The organism is Streptomyces sp. NPDC029169 (assembly GCF_055563935.1).
This window is the reverse complement of the sequence record NZ_JBVHXA010000001.1, coordinates 572,750-594,810: the sequence shown is the minus strand read 5'-3', so window position 1 is coordinate 594,810 and position 22,061 is coordinate 572,750. Positions and strand designations below refer to the sequence as shown.

Annotated in this window: 18 protein-coding genes; 10 read left to right on the top strand and 8 right to left on the bottom strand. The window is 72.6% G+C overall.

Features of this window, described 5'->3' with window-relative positions:
• The first annotated feature begins 141 nt into the window (after positions 1–141).
• Positions 142–954, top strand: coding sequence for an SAM-dependent methyltransferase (locus tag ACZ4VI_RS02515; protein ID WP_467995887.1), 813 nt, complete (start codon positions 142–144; stop codon positions 952–954).
• Positions 951–3,128: a putative bifunctional diguanylate cyclase/phosphodiesterase gene (locus ACZ4VI_RS02510; protein ID WP_467995886.1), complete on the top strand. Its 2,178-nt coding sequence runs from the start codon at positions 951–953 to the stop codon at positions 3,126–3,128. Before ACZ4VI_RS02515 ends, ACZ4VI_RS02510 begins: the two co-directional genes overlap by 4 nt.
• 134 nt (positions 3,129–3,262) lie before the next feature.
• Here the strand turns inward: ACZ4VI_RS02510 and ACZ4VI_RS02505 are convergent, their stop codons facing one another.
• Complete coding sequence (locus ACZ4VI_RS02505; protein ID WP_467995884.1) at positions 3,263–4,141, bottom strand: LysR family transcriptional regulator; 879 nt, start codon at positions 4,139–4,141, stop codon at positions 3,263–3,265.
• Between the two features lie 72 nt (positions 4,142–4,213).
• Between ACZ4VI_RS02505 and ACZ4VI_RS02500 the strand changes: the two genes are divergently transcribed.
• The 4 genes from ACZ4VI_RS02500 to ACZ4VI_RS02485 all read left to right on the top strand — a co-directional run bounded on the left by ACZ4VI_RS02500 (position 4,214) and on the right by ACZ4VI_RS02485 (position 9,306).
• Entirely contained in the window at positions 4,214–4,924 is a 711-nt protein-coding gene (locus ACZ4VI_RS02500; protein ID WP_467995882.1) for a succinate dehydrogenase, read from the top strand.
• Position 4,925: 1 nt separating this feature from the next.
• Positions 4,926–6,866 carry a fumarate reductase/succinate dehydrogenase flavoprotein subunit gene (locus ACZ4VI_RS02495; RefSeq protein ID WP_467995880.1) on the top strand — a complete coding sequence of 647 codons (1,941 nt, stop codon included), beginning with the start codon at positions 4,926–4,928 and terminating at the stop codon, positions 6,864–6,866.
• Positions 6,863–7,612: a succinate dehydrogenase/fumarate reductase iron-sulfur subunit gene (locus ACZ4VI_RS02490; RefSeq protein ID WP_467995879.1), complete on the top strand. Its 750-nt coding sequence runs from the start codon at positions 6,863–6,865 to the stop codon at positions 7,610–7,612. Before ACZ4VI_RS02495 ends, ACZ4VI_RS02490 begins: the two co-directional genes overlap by 4 nt.
• Before the next feature lie 71 nt (positions 7,613–7,683).
• On the top strand, positions 7,684–9,306 hold the full coding sequence (locus ACZ4VI_RS02485) for a serine/threonine-protein kinase (protein ID WP_467995878.1): 1,623 nt from the start codon (positions 7,684–7,686) through the stop codon (positions 9,304–9,306).
• Between the two features lie 98 nt (positions 9,307–9,404).
• Here ACZ4VI_RS02485 and ACZ4VI_RS02480 read toward each other — a convergent pair whose 3' ends face one another.
• The gene (locus ACZ4VI_RS02480; RefSeq protein ID WP_467995876.1) at positions 9,405–11,747 is read right to left on the bottom strand and encodes an ATP-binding cassette domain-containing protein; all 2,343 of its coding nucleotides are present in this window, start codon (positions 11,745–11,747) and stop codon (positions 9,405–9,407) included.
• A gap of 9 nt (positions 11,748–11,756) precedes the next feature.
• The gene (locus ACZ4VI_RS02475; RefSeq protein WP_467995874.1) at positions 11,757–12,788 is read right to left on the bottom strand and encodes an MsnO8 family LLM class oxidoreductase; all 1,032 of its coding nucleotides are present in this window, start codon (positions 12,786–12,788) and stop codon (positions 11,757–11,759) included.
• Between the two features lie 703 nt (positions 12,789–13,491).
• Between ACZ4VI_RS02475 and ACZ4VI_RS02470 the strand changes: the two genes are divergently transcribed.
• On the top strand, positions 13,492–13,980 hold the full coding sequence (locus tag ACZ4VI_RS02470; RefSeq protein WP_467995873.1) for a phosphatase domain-containing protein: 489 nt from the start codon (positions 13,492–13,494) through the stop codon (positions 13,978–13,980).
• A gap of 158 nt (positions 13,981–14,138) precedes the next feature.
• On the opposite strand, the gene ACZ4VI_RS02465 is transcribed toward ACZ4VI_RS02470, so the two are convergent.
• Positions 14,139–14,354, bottom strand: a complete 216-nt coding sequence (locus ACZ4VI_RS02465; RefSeq protein ID WP_467995872.1) for a dodecin — start codon at positions 14,352–14,354, stop codon at positions 14,139–14,141.
• A 308-nt stretch (positions 14,355–14,662) separates the two neighbouring features.
• Between ACZ4VI_RS02465 and ACZ4VI_RS02460 the strand changes: the two genes are divergently transcribed.
• The 3 genes from ACZ4VI_RS02460 to ACZ4VI_RS02450 all read left to right on the top strand — a co-directional run bounded on the left by ACZ4VI_RS02460 (position 14,663) and on the right by ACZ4VI_RS02450 (position 17,837).
• Positions 14,663–15,919, top strand: coding sequence for an extracellular solute-binding protein (locus tag ACZ4VI_RS02460; protein WP_467996271.1), 1,257 nt, complete (start codon positions 14,663–14,665; stop codon positions 15,917–15,919).
• Between the two features lie 152 nt (positions 15,920–16,071).
• Positions 16,072–16,956 (top strand): GNAT family N-acetyltransferase, encoded by an 885-nt coding sequence (locus ACZ4VI_RS02455; RefSeq protein WP_467995870.1) that lies wholly within the window; start codon positions 16,072–16,074, stop codon positions 16,954–16,956.
• A 68-nt stretch (positions 16,957–17,024) separates the two neighbouring features.
• A complete protein-coding gene (locus ACZ4VI_RS02450; protein ID WP_467995868.1) occupies positions 17,025–17,837 on the top strand; it encodes a lysophospholipid acyltransferase family protein in 813 nt (270 codons plus the stop codon).
• On the opposite strand, the gene egtD is transcribed toward ACZ4VI_RS02450, so the two are convergent.
• The 4 genes from egtD to egtA are packed head-to-tail and all read right to left on the bottom strand — an operon-like array spanning position 17,732 to position 22,027.
• The gene (gene egtD / locus ACZ4VI_RS02445; RefSeq protein WP_467995866.1) at positions 17,732–18,697 is read right to left on the bottom strand and encodes an L-histidine N(alpha)-methyltransferase; all 966 of its coding nucleotides are present in this window, start codon (positions 18,695–18,697) and stop codon (positions 17,732–17,734) included. The two genes, ACZ4VI_RS02450 and egtD, sit on opposite strands and share 106 nt — an antisense overlap.
• The gene (egtC, locus tag ACZ4VI_RS02440) at positions 18,694–19,446 is read right to left on the bottom strand and encodes an ergothioneine biosynthesis protein EgtC (RefSeq protein WP_467995865.1); all 753 of its coding nucleotides are present in this window, start codon (positions 19,444–19,446) and stop codon (positions 18,694–18,696) included. The genes egtD and egtC overlap by 4 nt, the downstream gene beginning before the upstream one ends.
• Entirely contained in the window at positions 19,446–20,759 is a 1,314-nt protein-coding gene (egtB, locus tag ACZ4VI_RS02435) for an ergothioneine biosynthesis protein EgtB (protein WP_467995863.1), read from the bottom strand. The genes egtC and egtB overlap by 1 nt, the downstream gene beginning before the upstream one ends.
• On the bottom strand, positions 20,756–22,027 hold the full coding sequence (egtA, locus tag ACZ4VI_RS02430) for an ergothioneine biosynthesis glutamate--cysteine ligase EgtA (RefSeq protein ID WP_467995861.1): 1,272 nt from the start codon (positions 22,025–22,027) through the stop codon (positions 20,756–20,758). Before egtA ends, egtB begins: the two co-directional genes overlap by 4 nt.
• Positions 22,028–22,061: the final 34 nt, after the last annotated feature.

Here is a 22,061-nt window from a genome sequence, read left to right as displayed (position 1 = left end):
ACGTGCCAATGGCGTGTGACCAAGAACGGACCGCGAATTTCCGTTTCCACTCGCTCTCCCGGCGGGCGATCAGTAGCCTCACCTCGAACACCGGCCGCGAACACATGGCCGCATCCCCGTGGCGACTTGTTGGAGACATTGATGGAGCGTCCCGCCTGGGCCCCGCCGGGTATCGATATTTCGGTGCCGAGCGTGTCCCGTATGTACGACTTCTATCTGGGCGGCTCGCACAATTTCGAGGTGGACCGGGAAGCGGCCCGCAAGGCCATGGAGTTCATGCCGGGACTTCCCAAGATCATGCAGGCGAACCGTGCCTTCATGCGCCGGGCCGTGCGTTTCGCGGTCGACAACGGAGTCACCCAGTTCCTCGACATCGGCTCCGGCATACCGACGTTCGGCAACGTCCACGAGGTCGCCCAGGCCGCGTCGCCGGAGGCACGCGTGGTGTACGTCGACCACGACCCGGTGGCCGTCGCGCACAGCCTCGCCGTCCTCGAGGGCAACGACCGCGCCGCCGTCGTCGCGGCCGACCTGCGCAAGCCGCGGGAGATCCTGAACAGCCCCGAGGTCGGCCAACTCCTCGATATGGACAAGCCGGTGGCGCTGCTGCTCGTGGCCGTCCTGCACTTCCTGGAGGACGAGGACGAGCCGGGGAAGGCCGTCGCGGAGCTCCTGGACGCCCTCGCGCCCGGCAGCCTGGTCGTGCTGACCCACGCCTCGTACGAGGGCATCCCGCTCACGCAGGAAGAGGCCGAGGGCACCGTCGGGGTGTACCGGAACATCCGCAACCCCCTCGTGATGCGCTCGCACGCCGAGATCAGCCGGTTCTTCGACGGCTGCGAACTCATCGAGCCCGGCCTCGTCTCCATGCCCGACTGGCGGCCCGACAGCCCGGCCGAGGAGGAGGATCCCTTCGCCTTCTCCGGCTTCGCAGGTGTGGGGCGCAAGGCGTGAAGGTGCCGTCGCAGCCGCCCGGTTCCGGCGCGGAACCGGACGGCCTCGAGGACAGACTCAGGCGGTTCGTGACCATCTGGAGCCGGGCCACCTTCCCGGTCACGGCCACCTCGATGACCCGCGCCGAGTTCGAGGAGCGGCTGCTGCCACTCGCCCGCGAGCTGCGGGACGCGCTGCACGACCGCTCCTTCGACACGGCCCCCGCCCACCGCGCCGGCGCCGCGCTCGTGGGCGTCCACTGCACGGACCCCGACGCCCTCAGCCGCACCCTCGGGGTCATCGACGCCTACCTGGTGCTCTACTGCGGCGACGAGGACGGCGCCTCCACCGAGGAGCTGCGGGCCCGCTGTTCACGGCTCCAGCACGCCATGGCGGCCGGCTTCGCCCAGGCCCTGCGCGAGCGCACCCTCCTGGAGCAGGAGGCCATCGCCCGGTCCGCGCTGAGCGCGCGCAGCGCCGCCGAAGTCGCCCTGCACACCACCGAGAGCCGCTTCCGAGCGGTCTTCGACGGAGCCGCGATCGGGATCGGCATCGCGGACCTAGAAGGGAACGTCCTGGAGGTCAACGAGACCCTCACCCGGATGTTCGGCGGTCTGGACCAGCAGATCCGCAGCCGTAACGTCAGCGAGTGGGTCCATCCCGAGGACGGCCCGCACGTCTGGAAGCTCTACGACGAGCTCGTGCGCGGCGAGCGCGACCACTACCGCGTCGAGAAGCCGTACTACCGGGGCGACGGCACCGTCCTGTGGACCAACCTCACCGTCTCGCTGCTGCGCGACGCCGAGGGCTTCCCCCAGTACCAGCTGGCGCTCATGGAGGACACCACCGAACGGCGGCTGCTCAACCTGCGGCTGCGGTACGAGGCGACCCACGACGCGCTCACCGGACTGCCCAACCGGACCCTGTTCTTCGAGCGCCTGGAGAAGGCGCTCGCCGCGGCCGACGGGACGAAGGGGCAGGCCCGCTTCGGCCTCTGCTACCTCGACCTCGACGGCTTCAAGGCCATCAACGACAGCCTCGGCCACTCGACCGGTGACCGGCTGCTCGTCGAGGTCGCCGACCGGCTGCAGAGCTGCGCCACCGCCCCCGGCGAGATGGTGGCCCGGCTCGGCGGCGACGAGTTCGTCGCCCTGACCACCGGCCCGCACACCGAGCGGGAGGTCGTCGAGCTGGCGAACCGTATCCTCGCCATGCTCACCACGCCCGTCCGGATCGACGGCCGGGAACTGACGGTGCGGGGCAGCATCGGCGTCGTCGAGGGGCCGGCGGGGGAGCGGACCCCGGCCGAGGTGCTGCGGAGCGCGGACATCACCATGTACCGCGCCAAGTCGGCGGGCGGCAACCGCTTCGAGTTCGCCGACGCCGAGGCCGACGCGCGCGCGATCACCCGCCACGGGCTGACCACGGCGCTGCCGGCGGCCCTGGAGCGCGGCGAGTTCTTCATCGAGTACCAGCCGCTGGTGCACCTCGGCGACGGCAGCGTGCACGGCGCCGAGGCGCTCGTACGGTGGTGCCACCCGCAGCACGGGGTGCTCGGGCCCGACCGGTTCATCCCGCTCGCCGAGAACACCGGCCTGATCGTGCCGCTCGGCCGCTGGGTCCTCCAGGAGGCCGTCCGCCAGGCCCGCTTCTGGCAGACCCGGCACTCCGACGGCGGCCCGCTGCGCATCAACGTCAACCTCTCGCCGACCCAGCTGCACCACCCGCGCCTGGTCGCCGACACGGTCGACGTCCTGGAGCGTTCGGGGCTCGAACCGGGCGCGCTGTGCCTGGAGGTCACCGAGTCGGCGCTGATCGGCGCGGACGACGACCTGCTCAAGCCGCTGCGGCAGCTCGCCGAGATGGGCGTGGACATCGCCCTCGACGACTTCGGCACGGGCTACTCGAACCTGGCGAACCTGCGGCGGCTGCCGGTGAGCGTCCTCAAACTGGACCGGTCCTTCACCCAGGGCATGCAGCAGCACCCGGCGGACCCGGTCGACCTCAAGATCGTGGAGGGCATCGTCTCGCTGGCGCACAGCCTGGAACTGGCGGTGACGGTCGAGGGCGTGGAGACGGGCGCCCAGGCCCAGCAGCTCCGCGACCTCGGCTGCGACACGGCCCAGGGCTGGTACTACGCCCGCCCGGGGGCCCCTGACCGCATCCACGCGCTGGTCCTGGCGGACGCGGTGTAGCGAGCGCGCGTGCCGCCCCAGCGGGACGATGGCCCACAACCCGCGTGCGGGTTGAGGACGATGGCCCACAACCCGGGGAGGGGGAGGGTGGGCGCCGGCTCAGCGGGACGAGGGCGCGCCGCCCGGGGGAACGGTCACGTGGAGTGGAGGAGCAGGCGCTGGAGTTCGCGGGCCGCGCGCGGTGGGGCCACGTCGCTGCGGTGGGCCAGGGCGATCGTGCGGCGCAGTCCCGGCCGGGCCAGGGCCGTCACGCGGAGGTCGCGGCCCGCCCGCGCCGCGACCATGGCCGGCACCACCGCCACCCCCAGACCCGCCCGCACGAAACCGAGCACCGCGTCCATCTCGCCCCCCTCCACCGTGAACGACGGCTCGAAGCCCTCCGTCCGGCACGCCGCCACGGTCAGCTCCCGCAGGTCGTAGCCGTGCCGGAACATCACCAGCGGCTGCTCCCGCAGATCCGCGATCCGCACCGGCCGCCCCGGCGCCGGCGCCGCCGCGCTCGACACCACCACCAGGTCCTCGCGCAGGAGCTCCACCGTCGTCAGCGCCGGCGACGGCGTCGGCAGCGGCAGCACCACGAGCGCCAGATCGAGCGCGCCGCGCGCCAGCTCCCGTACGAGATCGTGCGAGCCGCCCTCCTCGATGAGCAGCCGGATCCCCGGGTGCAGATCGTGGAAGGCGCGCAGCACGTCCGGCAGCAGACCCGTGCACAGACTCGGCGTCGCGCCCAGCCGCACCCGGCCCCGCTTCAGCTGCACCAGCTCCTGCACCTCGTGCCGTGCCGTGTCCGTGTCCGCGAGGATCCGCCGGGCCAGCGGCAGCAACGCCTCGCCGGCGTCGGTCAGCGCGATGTTCCCCCGCGCCCGGCTGAACAGCTCCGCCCCCAGCTCCTGCTCCAAGGCCTTGATCTGCTGGGAGAGCGAGGGCTGGGAGACATGCACCCGCTCCGCGGCGCGAGTGAAGTGCCGGGTCTCCGCCACGGCCACGAAGTAGAGAAGCTGCTGGAACTGCATAGGCTCAGCCTATCGAGATGAGCCGGACCATGTCTTGGACCTCTCGGCCCCTTCGCCCCTAGCGTCTGTCGCATGGCTCTGGCAACGAAGGCGGCACCGCCGCCGCCCACCCGCCCCCGCGGCTTCTGGGCAACGACCATCGGCAAGAAGACCGTCATGGCCGTCAGCGGCCTGATCATGCTCGGCTATCTGGTGGCCCACGTGATGGGCAACCTCAAGGTCTTCTTCGGCCCGGAGGAGTTCAACGCCTACGGCCACTGGCTGCGCACCATGGGCGATCCCGTCCTGCACTACTCCTGGGCCCTCTGGCTCGTCCGGATCGTGCTGCTCGCCGCCGTGACCGGGCACGCCGTCTCTGCGTACCAGCTCAGCCGGCGCGACATCAAGGCCCGCCCCACCGGCTACGTCCACCGCCGCAGGCGGTCCTCCTACGCCACGCGCACCATGCGCTGGGGCGGGATCATCGTCGGGCTCTTCATCGTCTGGCACGTCCTGGACCTCACCACCGGCACCGTCCACGCCGGTGGCTTCCAGGAGGGGCACCCGTACCAGAACGTCGTGGACACCTTCTCCACCTGGTACGGCAACGTGATCTACATCGTCGCCATGCTCGCCGTCGGCCTGCACATCCGCCACGGCTTCTGGAGCGCCGCCCAGACCCTCGGCGTCGGCAACGCCCGCCGGGAACGGCTCCTCAAGATCCTCGCGAACGGCCTCGCGCTCGCCCTGACCGTGGGCTTCGTCTCCGTACCCGTCGCCGTCATGACCGGAGTGGTGAGCTGACATGAGCTTCCTCGACTACACGACCGGCGAGCCGCTCGTCGACCACAAGGCCCCCGCCGGACCCATCGCCGAGCGCTGGGACACCCGGCGCTTCCAGGCCAAGCTGGTCAACCCCGCCAACCGCCGCAAGCACACCGTCATCGTCGTCGGCACCGGCCTCGCCGGCGGCTCCGCCGGCGCGACCCTCGCCGAACAGGGCTACCACGTCGTCCAGTTCTGCTACCAGGACTCGCCGCGCCGCGCCCACTCCATCGCCGCCCAGGGCGGCATCAACGCCGCGAAGAACTACCGCAACGACGGCGACTCCGTCCACCGCCTCTTCTACGACACGGTCAAGGGCGGTGACTTCCGCGCCCGCGAGTCCAACGTCCACCGCCTCGCGCAGATCTCGGTCGAGATCATCGACCAGTGCGTCGCCCAGGGCGTCCCCTTCGCCCGCGAGTACGGCGGACTGCTCGACACCCGCTCCTTCGGCGGCGTCCAGGTGTCCAGGACGTTCTACGCCCGTGGCCAGACGGGGCAGCAGCTCCTGCTGGGCGCCTATCAGGCGCTCTCCCGGCAGATCGCCGCGGGCAACGTCGAGATGCACGCCCGCACCGAGATGCTCGACCTGATCGTCGTCGACGGGCGGGCGCGCGGCATCGTCGCCCGCGACCTGATCACCGGCGCCATCTCCACCCACTACGCGGACGCCGTCGTCCTCGCCAGCGGCGGCTACGGCAACGTCTTCTACCTGTCGACCAACGCCATGAACTCCAACGCCACCGCCGTCTGGCGGGCGCACCGGCGCGGCGCGTACTTCGCCAACCCCTGCTTCACCCAGATCCACCCCACCTGCATCCCACGCACTGGCGACCACCAGTCCAAGCTGACCCTGATGAGCGAGTCGCTGCGCAACGACGGCCGCATCTGGGTCCCCAAGGCGAAGGGCGACACCCGCCCGGCGGCCGAGATCCCCGAGGACGAGCGCGACTACTACCTGGAGCGCATCTACCCCTCCTTCGGCAACCTCGTCCCGCGCGACATCGCCTCCCGCGCCGCGAAGAACGTCTGCGACGAGGGCCGCGGCGTCGGCCCCGGAGGCCAGGGTGTGTACCTCGACTTCGCCGACGCCATCCGGCGGATGGGCCGCAAGGCGGTCGAGGAGAAGTACGGCAACCTCTTCGACATGTACGAGCGAATCACCGCCGAGAACCCGTACGAGGTCCCGATGCGGATCTACCCGGCCGTGCACTACACCATGGGCGGACTCTGGGTCGACTACGACCTCCAGACCACCGTCCCGGGCCTCTTCGCCATCGGCGAGGCCAACTTCTCCGACCACGGCGCCAACCGGCTCGGCGCCTCCGCGCTGATGCAGGGCCTCGCCGACGGCTACTTCGTCCTGCCCTCCACCATCAACGACTACCTCGCCCGGCACCCTTCCAGCGCATCGCTCGACGACGAACACCCGGTGGTACGTGAGGTGTTGGCCGAGACCGAGGACCGGCTGAACCTGCTGCTCGCCGTGGACGGCGACCGGACGCCCGACTCCTTCCACCGCGAACTGGGCGAACTCATGTGGGAGTTCTGCGGCATGGCCCGCACGGACGCGGGTCTGCGCAAGGCCCTCGACCGCATTCCGCAGATCCGCGAGGAGTTCTGGCGCCGGATCAAGGTCCCCGGCATCGGCGAGGAGTTCAACCAGTCCCTGGAGAAGGCCAACCGGATCGTCGACTACCTGGAGCTCGCCGAGCTGATGTGCCTCGACGCGCTGCACCGGGCCGAGTCCTGCGGCGGCCACTTCCGCGAGGAGTCCCAGACCCCGGACAGCGAGGCCGCGCGCCGCGACGAGGAGTTCTCGTACGCGGCGGCCTGGGAGTTCACGGGGGATGCCCCGGTGCTCCACAAGGAAGAGCTGACCTTCGAGTACGTCCACCCCACCCAGCGGAGCTACGCATGAAGCTCAACCTGCGCGTCTGGCGCCAGAAGAACGCCGACGCCCCCGGCGCCATGGCCACCTACGAGGTGGACGGCATCTCCTCCGACATGTCGTTCCTGGAGATGCTCGACACGCTCAACGAGGAACTCATCCTGCGCGGCGAGGACCCCGTCGCCTTCGACCACGACTGCCGCGAGGGCATCTGCGGCGCGTGCAGCCTGGTCATCAACGGCGACGCCCACGGCCCCGAGCGCACCACCACCTGCCAGCTCCACATGCGGTCCTTCCGCGACGGCGACACCATCGACATCGAGCCCTGGCGGGCCTCCGCCTTCCCGGTCGTCAAGGACCTGGTCGTCGACCGCTCCGCCTTCGACCGCATCATCCAGGCCGGCGGCTACATCAGCGCCCCCACCGGCTCGGCCCCCGAGGCCCATGCGACCCCGGTGCCGAAGGCCGACGCCGACTTCGCGTTCGAGCACGCCGAGTGCATCGGCTGCGGCGCGTGCGTGGCGGCCTGCCCGAACGGCTCGGCGATGCTCTTCACCTCGGCGAAGGTCAACCATCTCAACGTCCTGCCCCAGGGCTCCCCGGAGCGCGAGAGCCGGGTCCTGGACATGGTCGGGCAGATGGACGCGGAGGGGTTCGGCGGCTGCACGCTCACCGGCGAGTGCGCGACGGCCTGCCCGAAGGGGATCCCGCTGCCGTCGATCGCCGCGATGAACAAGGAGTGGCTGCGCGCGACGCGCAAGTCCGCGCGTCGGTAGGGGTGTTGCGCCGACCGCTCTATACTCCCTGTGCTCTACCGGCGGGCCGGGCGAGGAGACACGGGGGAAGCATGGCGGAGGCTGAACAGACATCGCTGGTCATGGACGCCCTGGCCGTGGTCGGCCCGGCACTGGGACTGAGAGCGGTGACGCTGCCCCTGCTGATCAGGGCTCAGCAAGCGGTACGACGCCAGGCGTTGGCGGATCCCGCCACGCCGCCCCGGAGGATTCCGGGTGCGGTCGTGGGGGAGTTGGCCCTGGGAGTCGCCGGAGGCATCGGCCTGTGGTTCCTGATGCGGTTCGACTTCCTCCACGGGTTCTTCCTGGCCCGCCCGGTCGTCTTCCACACCGGTGACTGGCTGTCGGCGGAATACGGCTATGCCCTGGGGTCGGCGTGGTTCCTGTACGTCGTCAACGTCGTCCTGGTGTCGGTGGTCTGGCCGGTGCTGTGGGGAGGGACGCACCGCACTCTCGTGACGACCGGCACGCCCGCGGACTCGTGGACCGCAACCCCCGCTGGGCGGTGGCGGCTGGGCGGCCTGGTGGCCCTCCGTGTCGCACTGGGACTCCTTCTCCCGGTGGGTCTTGCCCTCGCGGCCGTCGCGTGCCAGGCCGTCGCGTACGGGATGAGCCGGAGGTACCGGCACGGGGCCGGGGTCCCGGACGCCCCTGTTCCGGCCCCCGTCGGGCATGCCCTCGCCGACGCGGCGACGCAGGGGCCCGGACAGCCCGTCGCGTACGTACCGACGCAGCCCGACGCGGGCGCCGGCGCCGTGGCGCCCATCGCGCACCGGCAGTTGAACCCGGGCGAGCCGCGGACCATCGGCGGCTACCAGCTGCTCGGCCTCATCGGAGCCGGAGGGATGGGCACGGTCTACCTCGCGCGGCGCGAGGGGGCGGCGACTCAGGTCGCGCTGAAGACCATCAACCCCGAACTCCTCGACAACGCGGACCTGTTGCGCCGCTTCCAGCGCGAGGCCGAGGTGCTGTCCATGGTCTCCGGCGCCTACACGGCCCGTGTCCTGGACTCCGGGGTCGACGCCGGACGGCCGTACCTGGTCATGGAGTTGCTGGACGGCCGTCCCCTCGACGTCCACCTGCGGGAGCAGGGGCCGATCCGCACCCCCGAGGCGCTGCGGGCACTGGCGCTCGCGCTGGCCGTGGCACTGTCCGGGATCCACCGGCTCGGCCTGGTCCACCGCGACCTCAAGCCGGCCAACATCATGCTGACCACGGCCGGGCCGCGCCTGCTCGACTTCGGCATCGCGGACCTGGTCGACGGCACCCGGCTCACCCGCACCGGCGGCGGACCGGGCACCCTGACCTATATGGCGCCGGAACAGTTCGGTGAGGAGCGCGTGGGCGCGGCTGCCGACGTGTGGGCGTGGGCCTGTTGCGTGGTGTGCGCGGCGCACGGCACCAGCCCGTTCGCCGCGACCAGCATGGGCGCGGTGATCCGCCGGATCGTGGACAGCGGTCCCGAGCCCGCGGCTCTGGCGGCGGTGCAGGCCCTCGATCCGGAGCTCGCGGCCGCCGTCGGACGCGCGCTGACCCCCGACCCGGCGGGCCGCCCGGGGGACGGCGCCGCCCTGGCCGACCTGCTCACGTCCCACGGGAGCCCGCACCACGAGCCGACGCAGGTGGACGCCGTACGCGAGGAGATCACCCGGGGCTGGCGCACCCTGCCCCTCTGACCGCCGCGCCTCGGGGACGGACCGCTCAGCCTCCCCCCCCCGCACCTCGCGGGCCGGAGCGGGCACCACAGTGCACAGGTGCTCGTGTTCCTGGGACTTCAGCCGTCGAGCCGGGCCGCGAGATAGGGCGCGGTCCGGCTCACCGGCGCTGTGGCCACCGCGCGCGGCGGGCCCTCGGCGACGATCCGGCCGCCCTCCTCGCCGCCGCCGGGACCGAGGTCCACGACCCAGTCCGCGGTGGCCACCACGTCCATGTCGTGCTCGACGACGACCACCGTGTGCCCGGCGTCGACCAGGCCGTGGAGCTGGCGCATCAGCACCTCCACATCGGCCGGGTGGAGCCCGGTCGTCGGCTCGTCCAGGACGTAGAGCGTGTGACCGCGGCGCAGCCGCTGGAGCTCGGCGGCGAGCTTGATCCGCTGGGCCTCGCCGCCGGAGAGCTCGGTCGCCGGCTGCCCCAGCCGCAGATAGCCCAGGCCGACGTCGAGCAGCGTGCGAAGGCTGCGCGCCGCGGCGGGCGTGTCCGCGAAGAACGTGGCGGCGGCCTCGACCGTCAGATCGAGCACCTCGGCGATGGTGAGCCCGCGCAGCCGGACCTCCAGGGTCTCCGGGTTGTAGCGGGCCCCGTGGCAGTCGGGGCAGGGAGCGTACGTACTCGGCAGGAACAGCAGCTCGACCGAGACGAACCCCTCGCCCTGACAGGTCTCGCACCGCCCGCCGGGCACGTTGAACGAGAACCGCCCCGCCTTGTAACCGCGGGCCTGGGCCTCCTCGGTGGCCGTGAAGAGCTTGCGCACCACGTCGAAGAGGCCCGTGTACGTCGCGAGGTTGGACCGGGGCGTCCGGCCGATCGGTCTCTGATCTACCGTCACCACACGTTCCACTCCCGCCAGTTCCTCGCTCAGCTCGCCGACCAGCGTCGACTTGCCCGATCCGGAGACACCGGTCACCGCCGTGAGGACACCCGTCGGGAAGGCCGCCTCCACGGCCTTGAGGTTGTGCCGGGTGACCGGCCCCGTGCGCAGCCAGCCCGTGGGTCGGCGCACCGCCCGCTCGGGGGCGGGCTCGCGGTCGAAGAGGAAGCGGCGGGTCGCCGACTCCTCCACCTCGGCCAGTCCGTGCGGCGGGCCGCTGTGCAGGACCCGGCCGCCGTGCACACCCGCCCGGGGACCGACGTCGACGATCCAGTCGGCGTGGCGGACGACGTCGAGATGGTGCTCGACCACGAACACCGTGTTGCCGGCCGCCTTGAGGCGGTCCAGGACCACGAGCAGCGCCTCCGTGTCGGCCGGGTGCAGGCCCGCGGACGGCTCGTCGAGGACGTACACGACACCGAACAGACCCGAGCGCAACTGGGTGGCAAGGCGTAGCCGTTGGAGCTCGCCGCTGGACAGCGACGGCGTGGCGCGGTCCAGGCTGAGATAGCCCAGACCCAGCTCGGTCACCGTGCCGATCCGCGCGACGAGGTCCTCGGTGAGGACCCGCGCGGTCTCGGAGCCGTCGTGCTCCGTCAGGATCCCCGCCAGGGCCGTCAGCGGCAGAGCGGCCAGCTCCGCGATCGTCCGGCCCGCGAACGTCACAGCGAGCGCCTCGGGCCGCAGCCGACTGCCCCCGCACACCGGGCACGCGGCGCTGGTCAGAAAGCGCTCCGCCTTCGCCCGCAGCGTGGCGCTCTTCGAGTCGGAGAACGTGTGCATCACATAGCGCCGGGCGCTCATGTACGTTCCCTGGTACGGGCGTTGGATGCGCCCCGCCTCCCGTACCGGATGGACAGTGACGACCGGCTGCTCCTCCGTGAAGAGGATCCACTCCCGGTCCTTCGCGTCGAGCTCCCGCCACGGCCGGTCGACGTCGTAGCCGAGCGTGTCCAGGACATCGCGGAGGTTCTTGCCCTGCCAGGCGCCGGGCCATGCGGCGATCGCCCCGTCCCGGATCGACAACTCCGGGTCCGGCACGAGCAGTTCCTCGCTCGTCTCGTGGACCAGGCCAAGACCGTGGCACTCGGGGCAGGCCCCGGCGGCGGTGTTCGGCGAGAAGGCGTCGGAGTCGAGCCGCACGGCCCCCGCCGGATACGTGCCGGCGCGGGAGAACAGCATGCGCAGCGAATTGGACAGCGTCGTCACCGTGCCGACCGACGAGCGGGCGTTCGGGGATGAGCGGCGCTGTTCGAGGGAGACCGCCGGGGGAAGCCCGGTGATCTCGCCGACCTTCGGCGCCCCCACCTGGTGAATCAGCCTCCTGGCGTACGGCGCGACCGACTCGAAGTAGCGGCGCTGGGCCTCCGCGTAGATCGTCCCGAAGGCGAGCGAGGACTTCCCGGAGCCGGACACCCCGGTGAAGACGGCGATCGCGTCGCGCGGGATGTCCACGTCGACGCCGACGAGATTGTGCTCGCGGGCGCCGCGGACGCGGACGTACGGATCGTGTGGAGTGTCGGGCATCCCTCGATTCTAGGTGTTTGCCCTGGTCAGGCTGGTACGCAGGCCCGCGATGCGGGCGAGCCGGCGGTACGAGTCGAGCAGCGCGGCGCGGTCGTACGTACTGGTCGTCACGAGCACCTCCTGCGCCCCGCTCTCCTTCACCACCCGCTCCAGGGCCTCCCCGACGTGCTCCTCCGTGCCGTACATATGCCCCTTCAGGCCTGATGCGTAGAAGCCGCGCTGCTTGTCGGTCATCGGGAGGCGCTGGACGTGATCGACGGGCATGAGCGGCGGGAAGACGCCCTGGGTGCGGGAGTGGGCGAGCGACCACGCCTCCGGGATCAGCAGGCGCCACGCCTCCTCCTCTGTGGCGGCGACCGCGACCGTGCCCGCGACCACGACGTACGGCTCCTCGGACCACGGCGAGGGCCGGAAGGCGGACCGGTAGCCGTCGATCGCGCGCAGCATCCGCTCCCGGCCGCGGAGGTCGCCGATCACGAGCGGCAGTCCGGCCTCCGCGGCGATCGACGCGCCCTCGCCGGTCGCCAGGACGTACGGCGGGACCCGCAGGCCCTCGGCAGGGCGGGCGTGCACCTGGGGGTGGGCGGTCTGCGTGCCGTCGAACCAGCCGAGCAGCTCGGCCAGTTGTTCTCCGAACCGGTCGGCGTCCTCCTTGTCCCGGCCGAGCGCACGCCGGATGCCGTCGGTGAAGCCGACCGAACGGCCGAGACCCATGTCGATCCGGCCGGGAAACAGCGACTCCAGGACGCCGAACTGCTCCGCGACGACCATCGGCTGGTGGTTGGGGAGCATCACTCCGCCGGTCCCGACCCGAATGGCGGAGGTGGCTGCGGCCACGGCGGCCGCGAGCACGGCCGGCGCCGAGCCGGCCACGCCCGGCACGCTGTGGTGCTCCGAGACCCAGAACCGGTGATACCCGAGCGCCTCCACCTCCCGCGCCAGCTCCACGGTCGCCCGCAACGCCACGGACCCGTCCTCGCCCTCCCGGGTCCGGGAACGGTCGAGGACGGAGAAGCGGACGCCGGCGAGAGAAGGGTTCACGCAGGGTTCAACGTCCAGGGGCGCCGAGGATTCCCGCGAGGACGGAGGACGTTCGCCTTGCGGGTGGGGGGCGGGGGCGGGGCCGCGTGTGGGGGGGCGTGGGCCGAGGAACCGCGCCGTAGCCGGGCCCGGCCCGGTCTGCGGGTCGGGGGGCGCGTAGTGGGGTGTGGGCCGGGGGGCGCGTACGGGGGTGTGGGCCGGGGGCGTGCGGGGCGTGGGCCGGGGGCCCGCGCCGTAGCCGGGCCCGCCCGGGCCTGCGATCGCGGACCGCGCGTCGGGCCGCAGCCCGGCCCGGCCCGGTCGGGTCCGTGGGGCGGGGCCGGGTCGGCGATCGCGTCGCTCGCGAGCGTTGCTGGGGGCTACGGAGGACTGCCGCGCCGGGCCCGCCCGGCCTTGCGATCGCCGCCACTCCGGTCCGGGTGCCTCCGTGGCCGCCGGAGGGCCGCGACCGTAGCGGGGCCTGGTCGGCCGCGCGTAGGCTCCGCACCCGTCCCGTCCCGCCCCGCCCGGCCTGGGCCGCAGCATGGCCCGCCCGGTCGGGACCGCAGGCCCGGACCTGCGATTGCGCCCCAGCGAGCGGGCGCTGGGGCTGCAGCGCCGTGCCCGAGCCCGCGCGCCTGCGATCGCCCCGCCGGGGTGCGCCGAGGTGCGCGGGAGAATGCCGCGCCGGGCCGGCCCGGCGCGCATTCCCTACGCTGTCCGGGTGACGCTCACCCACCGGCCCCTTGCCGTCTTCGACCTCGACAACACCCTCGCCGGCACCGCGCACCGGCAGCGCTTCCTGGAGCGCCGTCCCCGCGACTGGGCGGCGTTCTTCGCGGCGGCGCCCCACGACCCGCCGCTCGCCGAGGGCGTCGCACTGTGCCGAGAGGCGGCCGAGGAGTGCGAGATCGTCTACCTCACCGGGCGCCCCGAGCGCTGCCGCAGGGACACGGTCGCCTGGCTCGCCGCGCACACGCTGCCGGAAGGCGCCCTCCACATGCGGCGCGACCGGGACTTCCGCCCCGCGCGCCACACCAAGCTGGAGATCCTGCGCCGGCTCGACCGCGACCGTGAGATCAGGATGCTGGTCGACGACGACGAGCTGGTCTGCGACGCGGCCGAGGTGGCCGGCTTCACCGTCGTACGGGCCCGCTGGGCGGCCGCGTCGGAGACGCTCAGGGACGCCCAGCAGAAGGAGGGCCGGACCTGACGCGGCCAGCGCTGCGATCGTCGGCCGGATCTGACGCGGCCGGGGCGCCGCGACTGTCGGTCGGACGTGACGCGGCCGCCGCCGCGACCCTCGGTCGGACCTGAGGCGGCCGGGGCGGCCGCGCTCGCCGACCCGACCCGACCCGCACCGCGCCCGCTTCAGTCGCCGTCCTCCAGGCGGAAGCCCACCTTCAGGCCGACCTGGAAGTGCCCGATCCCCCCGTCCACGAGGTGGCCGCGTACCTGCGTCACCTCGAACCAGTCCAGGCCGCGGAGCTTCTGCGAGGCCCGGTCGATGCCGTTGCGGATGGCCTGGTCCACGCTCTCCGTGGACGTGCCGACGATCTCGGTGACGCGGTACGTGTGGTTCGACATGACGGCCGAACTCCTCTCCGTGGGATTCACTCCACCGTGCCCCACCACGCCCCGGTCCGCGACACGTCGGGCGCGGGGTGGTCCGGCGCAGGTGGCCGCCAAAGTCCCGGGACCGGTCGTCCAGCGACCCTTCCGGGCGGGCGTGCCTGGCACCCCCGCCCGGAACCGGATCGTCCGGGGCTTGACGACCTGATTGGTCCAGACCAGAATCCAGCCCACGCACCCGCACGAACACGCCGTTCGGTCCCCCCACGACGGGTCAGCTCCCCATGCCGCACTCCATTCATGGAACGCAGAAGGTGACCTACGTGAAGAACCGCCATCTGGCCTGTCCTCTCGCAGTCGTGACCGCCCTAGCCTTCGGCCTCGCGGGCTGCGGGCTCCTCCCCGGCGACGCCGACCGGACCCGTACGGTCAACGTCTGGCTGATGCGCGACAGCGTCAGCGAGGACTTCCTCGAGCGCTTCACCACCGCGTACGAGGCCGAACACGCAGGCGTCGAGCTGGAGTTCACCATCCAGGAGTGGACGGGCATCGGCAAGAAGGTCACCGAGGCGATCCGGGGCGAGGGCGGCCCCGACGTCATCGAGGTCGGCAACACCCAGGTTGCCCAGTACGCGGACACCGACAAGCTCTACGACCTGACCCTGGAGTCCGTACGCGACCTCGGCAGCGAGGACTGGCTGCCCGGTCTCGCGGAGCCCGGCCGCATCGGCGGATCCCAGTACGGCATCCCCTGGTACGCCGCCAACCGGGTCGTGATCTACCACAAGGACCTCTTCGCGCAGGCCGGCCTCACCAAGCCGCCCGCCACCCGGGCCCAGTGGCTCGACGACACCGAGAAGCTCAACCGCAACGGCTCCCAGGGCATCTACCTCGCGGGACAGGACTGGTACACGCTCGCCGGGTTCATCTGGGACGAGGGCGGAGAGCTCGCCGAGGACAAGGGCGGGGAATGGACCGGCGCCCTGGACAGCCCCGCCGCGCTGCGCGGCATGGACTTCTACAAGGAGCTCCAGTCCCTCGGCTCCGGCCCCAAGGACGCGGACGAGCAGACCCCGCCCCAGGCCGAGGTCTTCGCCCAGGGCGACGTCGCCCAGATCATCGCCACGCCCAGCGCCGTCGCCGCCATCACCAAGGCCGCCCCCGGCCTCAAGGACAAGCTCGGCTTCTTCCCGATACCCGGCAAGAAGGCCGGGCAGCCCTGCACGGTCTTCACCGGCGGCTCCGACCTGATCGTCCCGGAGAACGCGCCCGAGCGGAATGCCGCGATCGAGGTCGTCAAGGCCCTGGCCGGCGAGAAGTGGCAGACGGAACTCGCCCGCGCCATGAACTACGTCCCCAACAAGAGCGCCCTCGCCTCCGTCGTCGAGGGCCAGGAAGCCACCGCCGTGATGGCCGTCGGCGCGGCGCGCGGCAAGGCCACACCGAACTCCCCGCAGTGGGCCGACGTCGAGGCGGCCAACCCGATCAAGCCGTACATGACCGCCGTCCTGCAGGGCGAGGACCCGAAGAAGGCCGCCCGGGCCGCCTCGGAACAGATCACCCAGGCCCTCGCCGAGTAGACCGCGGGCGACCAGCATTCAGCGCCTACACACCCGCGATCCCCCGAAAGGTCATGTCGAATCCAATCGGCCACGGAAGAAGTAAGGAGCCGGACCACCGCTCACCCGGTCCGGCCTCACCGTCCCCCTTCCGTACGCCGGAGGAGCCCGACATGCCCGCACCCTCACCCGCAGCCGCTCTCGCACCCGCAGTCCCCGTCCCCGCCGGTGTCCCCGTCACGGCCGGTCTGCCTGTCACGGCCGTGCCCTTCGCCGGGGTCCCGGCGCAGCCGCAGCCCGTGGCCGCGGACCGGGCCACCGAGGAGCAGCCGCGCTACATCGTCTGCCTCGCCCGTGACCAGGACGACGTCCGCGCCGCGCAGCGGCTGCGTCACCAGGTCTTCGCCGGCGAGATGGGTGCCCACCTCGACGGACCCGAGCCGGGCCTCGACATCGACGCCTTCGACGCCTACTGCGACCACCTCCTGGTACGCGAGGAGGCCACCGGCGAGGTCGTCGGAACCTACCGCGTACTGCCGCCGGATCGCGCCCGGATCGCCGGACGCCTGTACTCCGACAGCGAGTTCGACCTCGGCCGCCTCGGCCCGATCCGCGACGACCTGGTCGAGGTCGGCCGCTCCTGCGTCCACCCCGCCCACCGCAACGGCGCCGTCATCGCCCTCATCTGGGCCGGGCTCGCCCGCTACATGACCCGGACGGGCCACAACTGGCTCGCCGGGTGCTGCTCGATACCGCTGGCCGACGGAGGCACGCTCGCCGCCGCCACCTGGGACACCGTCAAGGCCAAGCACCTCGCCCCCGAGGAGTACTGGGTCACCCCGCACAAGCTCTGGAGCCCCGAGGGCGTCACCCGCCCCGAGGGCCGCGTCGAGCTCCCGCCGCTGCTCCGCGGCTATCTGCGGCTCGGCGCCTGGGTCTGCGGGGCGCCCGCGCACGACGTGGACTTCGGCGTCGCCGACCTCTACGTCCTGCTGTCGCTGCGCAACACCAACCCCCGCTACCTGCGCCACTTCCTCTCCCTCGCCCCGGCGCAGTGACCACCGCCGGCCCCGTCTCACCCTGGCTGCCGACGTCGCCGTGCGCGCCCGCGGCCTGCGCACGGCCCATGGGCCCGGGCCCGGCCGCTGGGCCCGTCCTGGCCGCGGCCCGGCTGGTCGCGGGCATCACCGCCGTCCTCGCCGGGGTGCTCCTCGCGCCCCTGGCCGCGCTGCTGCCCGCCGCCGGCCGGCGGGCGCTCGTCCGCGCGTGGTGCCGGCTGGTCCTCCGGGCCTTCGGCGTCCGCATGAAGGTCACCGGGGTTCCCGCTCCGGCGGACGGCCCGATGCTCGTCGTCGCCAACCACATCTCCTGGCTGGACATCCCGCTCGTCGCCGCCGTCCTGCCCGGACGCATGCTCTCCAAGCGCGAGGTCCGCGCCTGGCCGGTGCTCGGCCCGCTCGCGGCGCGGGGTGGGACGGTCTTCATCGACCGCGACCGGCTGCGCGCCCTGCCCGACACCGTCCGGGCGATGGCCGGGGCCATGGCGGGCGGCGGCCGGGTGGTCGTCTTCCCGGAGGGGTCGACCTGGTGCGGCCGGGGCGGCGGCGCCTTCCGGCACGCCGCCTTCCAGGCCGCCATCGACGCCTCCGCCCCCGTCCAGCCGGTGCGACTTGAGTACCGGCCCGTCGGGCCTGCCGCCTTCGTGGGCGACGATCCGCTGGCCGCGTCGCTCTGGCGGGTCGTGACGACCCGCGGCATCACCGCGGAGATCCGGATATTGGATCCGATATCCAGCGTCCAGTATCCGGACCGCCGCTCACTCGCCCGGGCGGCTCAGAGCGCCGTCGCCAGCGACAGCGCGAACCGCCCCTCCTTGTCCGTCCACCAGCGGGTCAGCTCCAGTCCGGCCCCGGCCAGCTCCGCCCGTACACCCGCCTGACGGAACTTCGCCGACACCTCCGTCCGCATCTCCTCGCCCTCCTCGAACGGCACCACCAGATCGAGCTCGGGGATCTTCACCGTGAGCGCGTGACGCGCCCGCAGCCGCATCTCGATCCACTCCCGCTCCCGGTCCCAGAGCGCCACGTGGTCGAAGTCCTCCGGCTGCACGTCCGCGTCCAGCTCACGGGCGAGCACGGCCAGCACGTTCTTGTTGAACGCCGCCGTCACCCCCGCCGCGTCGTCGTACGCGGCGACCAGCGTCGCCTCGTCCTTCACCAGGTCGGTACCGAGCAGCAGGGCGTCGCCCGGCGCCAGCATCGCCCGCACCGAGCGCAGGAACACCGTGCGTTCGGCGGGCAGCAGATTGCCGATCGTGCCGCCGAGGAACGCCACCAGGCGCGGCCCCGGAGTCCCGGGCAGCGCGAGCCCCCGGGTGAAGTCGGCGACCAGGGCGTGGATGTGGAGTCCCGGCCGCTCCACGAGCAGCGCCTCGGCCGCCCCCCTCAACGCCGACTCGCTCACGTCCACCGGCACATAGCTGTCAAGCCCGGGCAGCAGCGCGTCGATCAGGAAACGGGTCTTCTCCGAGGAGCCGGAGCCCAGCTCGACCAGGGTCCGCGCCCCGGTCGCCGCCGCGATCTCGTGCGCCCGGTCGATCAGGATCTCCCGCTCCGCGCGGGTCGGGTAGTACTCGGGGAGCCGGGTGATCTCCTCGAACAGTTCACTGCCGCGCGCGTCGTAGAACCACTTCGGCGGCAGCTCCTTCGGTATGCGGGTCAGACCGTTGAGCACATCGGCGCGCAGATCGGCGTCCGTGGCGTCCTCGGGAAGCGTGCGGGTCAGCTGGAACGGGCTCACGAGGAGAGCTCCTTGAGCGAGGTGAGAGTGACATCGGTACGGGTGGCGGTCAGCAGCGTGCGGTCCGGCACCTCGTGCCAGCGCGGATCGTCGTCGTACGGTTCGGAGGCCACGACCGTCCGGTCGGGACGCCTGAGGTACCACAGGGAGTTCCCCCAGGTCGTCGCGGTGATCTCGGCCCCGTCGGTGAGCAGCAGGTTGAGCCGGGACTCCGGGTCGGCCTCGGCGACCTCCCGTACGGTCTCGGCGAGCGCCGCCCCCGGCGCGTCACCGGCCCGCAGCCGGTGCAGCACCAGGGCCCACACCAGCGCCGAGTCCGTACGGGCCTCCAGGGCGAGCAGCTCCGCGGCGGACAGCGACGCGGCCGGGCCGGACAGCGAGCCGGGCCAGCCCGCGACCGCCCCGTTGTGGCTGAACAGCCACCGGTCCGCCGCGAACGGCGCCGCCGCGGCCTCCCCGTCCGCGCCCGGCCGGGTGGCGCCCCGGACCGCCGCGAGCAGCGCCCCGGTACGGACGACCCGCGCGAGATCGGCGAAGGAGAGATCGCCCCAGAGCGGCGCCGCCCGGCGGTAGCGGGCCGGCACCGGATCGCCGTCGGCGTACCAGCCGACACCGAACCCGTCCGCGTTCACCACCCCACTGACCTGGGTGCGCGGCTGCCACGCCTGCCGCTCCAGGGAGTGCGGCGGCCGCAGCAGCAGCTCCCCGAGCGTCACCGGTTCGCCGACGAAGGCGAGATGGCGGCACATCAGGCGAGCTCCGCGTCCCGCGCGGTCCGGAAACCGGAGAAGATCTGACGGCGCACCGGCAGGTCCCAGTTGCGGAACGTGCCGCGGCACGCCACCGGGTCCACCGCGAAGGACCCGCCGCGCAGCACCTTGTGCGCGGGGCCGAAGAAGACCTCCGAGTACTCCTTGTACGGGAAGGCCGTGAACCCCGGATAAGGCAGGAAGTCGCTGGACGTCCACTCCCACACGTCCCCGATCAGCTGCCGTACGCCGAGCGGCGAGGCGCCCTCCGGATAGCTGCCGGCCGGGGCGGGCCGCAGATGCCGCTGCCCGAGATTGGCGTGTACGGGCTCGGGGTCGGCGTCGCCCCAGGGATAGCGGCGCGAGCGCCCCGTCGACGGGTCGTGCCGGGCCGCCTTCTCCCACTCGGCCTCCGTGGGCAGCCTGCGCCCGGCCCAGCGGGCGTAGGCGTCCGCCTCGTACCAGCTGACGTGCACCACCGGCTCGTCCTCGGGCACCGGCTCCGTCACGCCGAACCGGCGGCGCAGCCACTGCCCGCCGTCGCGCCGCCAGAACAGCGGCGCGCCGATCCCGTGCCGGCGGATCTGCTCCCAGCCCTCCGCCTGCCACCAGCGCTCGTCCGTGTAGCCGCCGTCCGCGACGAACGCCATGTAGGCGCCGTTGGTGACCGGGACGGTGTCGATGGCGTACGCCGGGACGACCCGGGTGTGCGCCGGGCGCTCGTTGTCCAGCGCCCAGGCCTCGTCGGAGGTGCCCATCGTGAACGCGCCGCCGGGGATGAGGACTTCGGCTGGGAGGGGGCCGATGTCCGTGGCGGGCGGCGGGGGAGCGGTCAGCGCCTGCGGGCCCTTCCGCAGCTGATGGGTGATCAGCATGGTCTCGTCGTGCTGCTGTTCGTGCTGGGCGATCATCCCGAAGGCGAACGCCGCCTCGACCAGCGGCCGTCCTTCCAGTGGGGTGCGCTCAAGGACGTCCAGGACCCGGCCCCGTACGTCCGAGGCGTACGCACGGGCCTCGGCGGGCGGCAGGAGTGGCAGGGTCGGGCGGGTGGCACGAGGGTGCTCGAAGGCGTCGTAGATCGAGTCGATCTCCGGGCGGAGCGCGTCCTGCCCGGCGACCGACCGCCACAGCCACTGCTCCTCCTGGTTGCCGATGTGGGCCAGGTCCCACACCAGCGGAGACATCAACGGGGAGTGCTGCGCGGTGAGTTCGTCGTCCTCCACGCAGGAGGTGAGGAGCGCGGTGCGGGCCCGCGCGGTGGTGAGCGCGTCCAGCGCCCGCCGCCGCAGAGCCGCGGGGTCGGTCACGGTCATGACGCCACTTCCTGGAGTCTGTCGGCGAGTTCGTCGGCGGGACAGCTGCCGGGCAGCACATAGCGCTCGTGGAAGGCGGTCACCGCCTGCCGGATGGCCGGGCTCGCCCCGATCCGGGGCAGCGCCTCAAGAGCGGCCGGGAACGCGACCAGCGCGGCGGCGTGCAGCTCGGGGTCCCTCAGCCCGTCCCGGGCCGCCGCCAGCCAGAGCGGATTGCGCGGGGCGGCGAGCGAACCCGCCCTCTCGGCAAGGGGCTTGACGGCACGGTAGACCGTCTCGGCCGCCTCCGGATCGTCGAACAGCGCCGTGGTCACGGCCACCGGCACGATCCAGCCGTCCGGACCCGGCTGAGCGTCGATCATCCGCAACTCCAGATGCCCGCGCGGTCGCACCGGCGGGAAGAGCGTGGTCAGGTGGTAGTGCAGATCGTCCTCATCGGCCGGCCGGGGACGCCCGGTGCGCAGCCACTCCCGGAAGGTCAGCCCGTCCGGAACGGCCCACGGCGTCTCCTCGCCGCGTACGCACATCACCGGAGTGTCGAGCACATGCGCCGCCCAGGCGCCACGCGGCTCGCCGTCCGGCGGCGGGGCGAGCGCCCGCGCCGGGTCGAGATCCGTCCACAGCGCCTGCCGGGTCGAGCGCCAGCCCGTCCGACGCCCGCCGTGGACGGGGGAGTTGGCGAACGCGGCCACCAGCACCGCGCCGAGCAGATGAGCCAGCTGCCAGCGGCGGTGGTAGCCGAGCGGCCCCGGTTCCTCGTGGCCGGCGTCCAGACAGATCTGCACCGACGCCGAGTCGCGCATCATGGCCCGGCCAGCCGGGCCCGCACGGTCGAGAGCGGTCTCCATCGCCTCGTAGCGGGGCTCACGCAGCAGCCGCTCGCGCGGCGCGTTCCAGGGATCGACCCCGTACCCGCTGAGGGAGAGTCCGAGAGGAGAGAGCGCGTCGCGCACCGCGCGAAGATCGGCCGAGAGGGTGTCGACGCAACTCATGAGAGAGGCGGCGGGCGGCGAGCTGAGCTCAAGCTGCCCGCCGGGTTCGAGGGTGATCGCCGAGGCCAGCGGCAGGGACCGTACGGTGTCGACGGCCGGGGCCAGTCGCTCGGGCGGGACGGGGAGCCGCGGATCACGCAGCTCGTGGACGAGCCATTCCACCTCCACCCCGACCGTGCGGGGTGGGCCCGTCTTGAAGCAGATACATCGCAGGAGGTCTTCGGCCTCGTCCTCGCTGAGGCCAGGACCGCCCTGCGGTATGCCGCTCGACGACATGTCGTCTCCTTCTGTTCCGAGAGGCGCTGACTCC

Bases quoted from the DNA above. Each gene is read 5' to 3' on its own strand.
- ACZ4VI_RS02515 (WP_467995887.1), top strand. From the start codon at position 142: ATGGAGCGTCCCGCCTGGGCCCCGCCGGGTATCGATATTTCGGTGCCG.
- ACZ4VI_RS02505 (WP_467995884.1), bottom strand. From the start codon at position 4,141: ATGCAGTTCCAGCAGCTTCTCTACTTCGTGGCCGTGGCGGAGACCCGG.
- ACZ4VI_RS02500 (WP_467995882.1), top strand. From the start codon at position 4,214: ATGGCTCTGGCAACGAAGGCGGCACCGCCGCCGCCCACCCGCCCCCGC.
- ACZ4VI_RS02495 (WP_467995880.1), top strand. From the start codon at position 4,926: ATGAGCTTCCTCGACTACACGACCGGCGAGCCGCTCGTCGACCACAAG.
- ACZ4VI_RS02490 (WP_467995879.1), top strand. From the start codon at position 6,863: ATGAAGCTCAACCTGCGCGTCTGGCGCCAGAAGAACGCCGACGCCCCC.
- ACZ4VI_RS02485 (WP_467995878.1), top strand. From the start codon at position 7,684: ATGGCGGAGGCTGAACAGACATCGCTGGTCATGGACGCCCTGGCCGTG.
- ACZ4VI_RS02480 (WP_467995876.1), bottom strand. From the start codon at position 11,747: ATGCCCGACACTCCACACGATCCGTACGTCCGCGTCCGCGGCGCCCGC.
- ACZ4VI_RS02465 (WP_467995872.1), bottom strand. From the start codon at position 14,354: ATGTCGAACCACACGTACCGCGTCACCGAGATCGTCGGCACGTCCACG.
- ACZ4VI_RS02455 (WP_467995870.1), top strand. From the start codon at position 16,072: ATGCCCGCACCCTCACCCGCAGCCGCTCTCGCACCCGCAGTCCCCGTC.
- ACZ4VI_RS02450 (WP_467995868.1), top strand. From the start codon at position 17,025: ATGGGCCCGGGCCCGGCCGCTGGGCCCGTCCTGGCCGCGGCCCGGCTG.
- egtC (WP_467995865.1), bottom strand. From the start codon at position 19,446: ATGTGCCGCCATCTCGCCTTCGTCGGCGAACCGGTGACGCTCGGGGAG.
- egtB (WP_467995863.1), bottom strand. From the start codon at position 20,759: ATGACCGTGACCGACCCCGCGGCTCTGCGGCGGCGGGCGCTGGACGCG.
- egtA (WP_467995861.1), bottom strand. From the start codon at position 22,027: ATGTCGTCGAGCGGCATACCGCAGGGCGGTCCTGGCCTCAGCGAGGAC.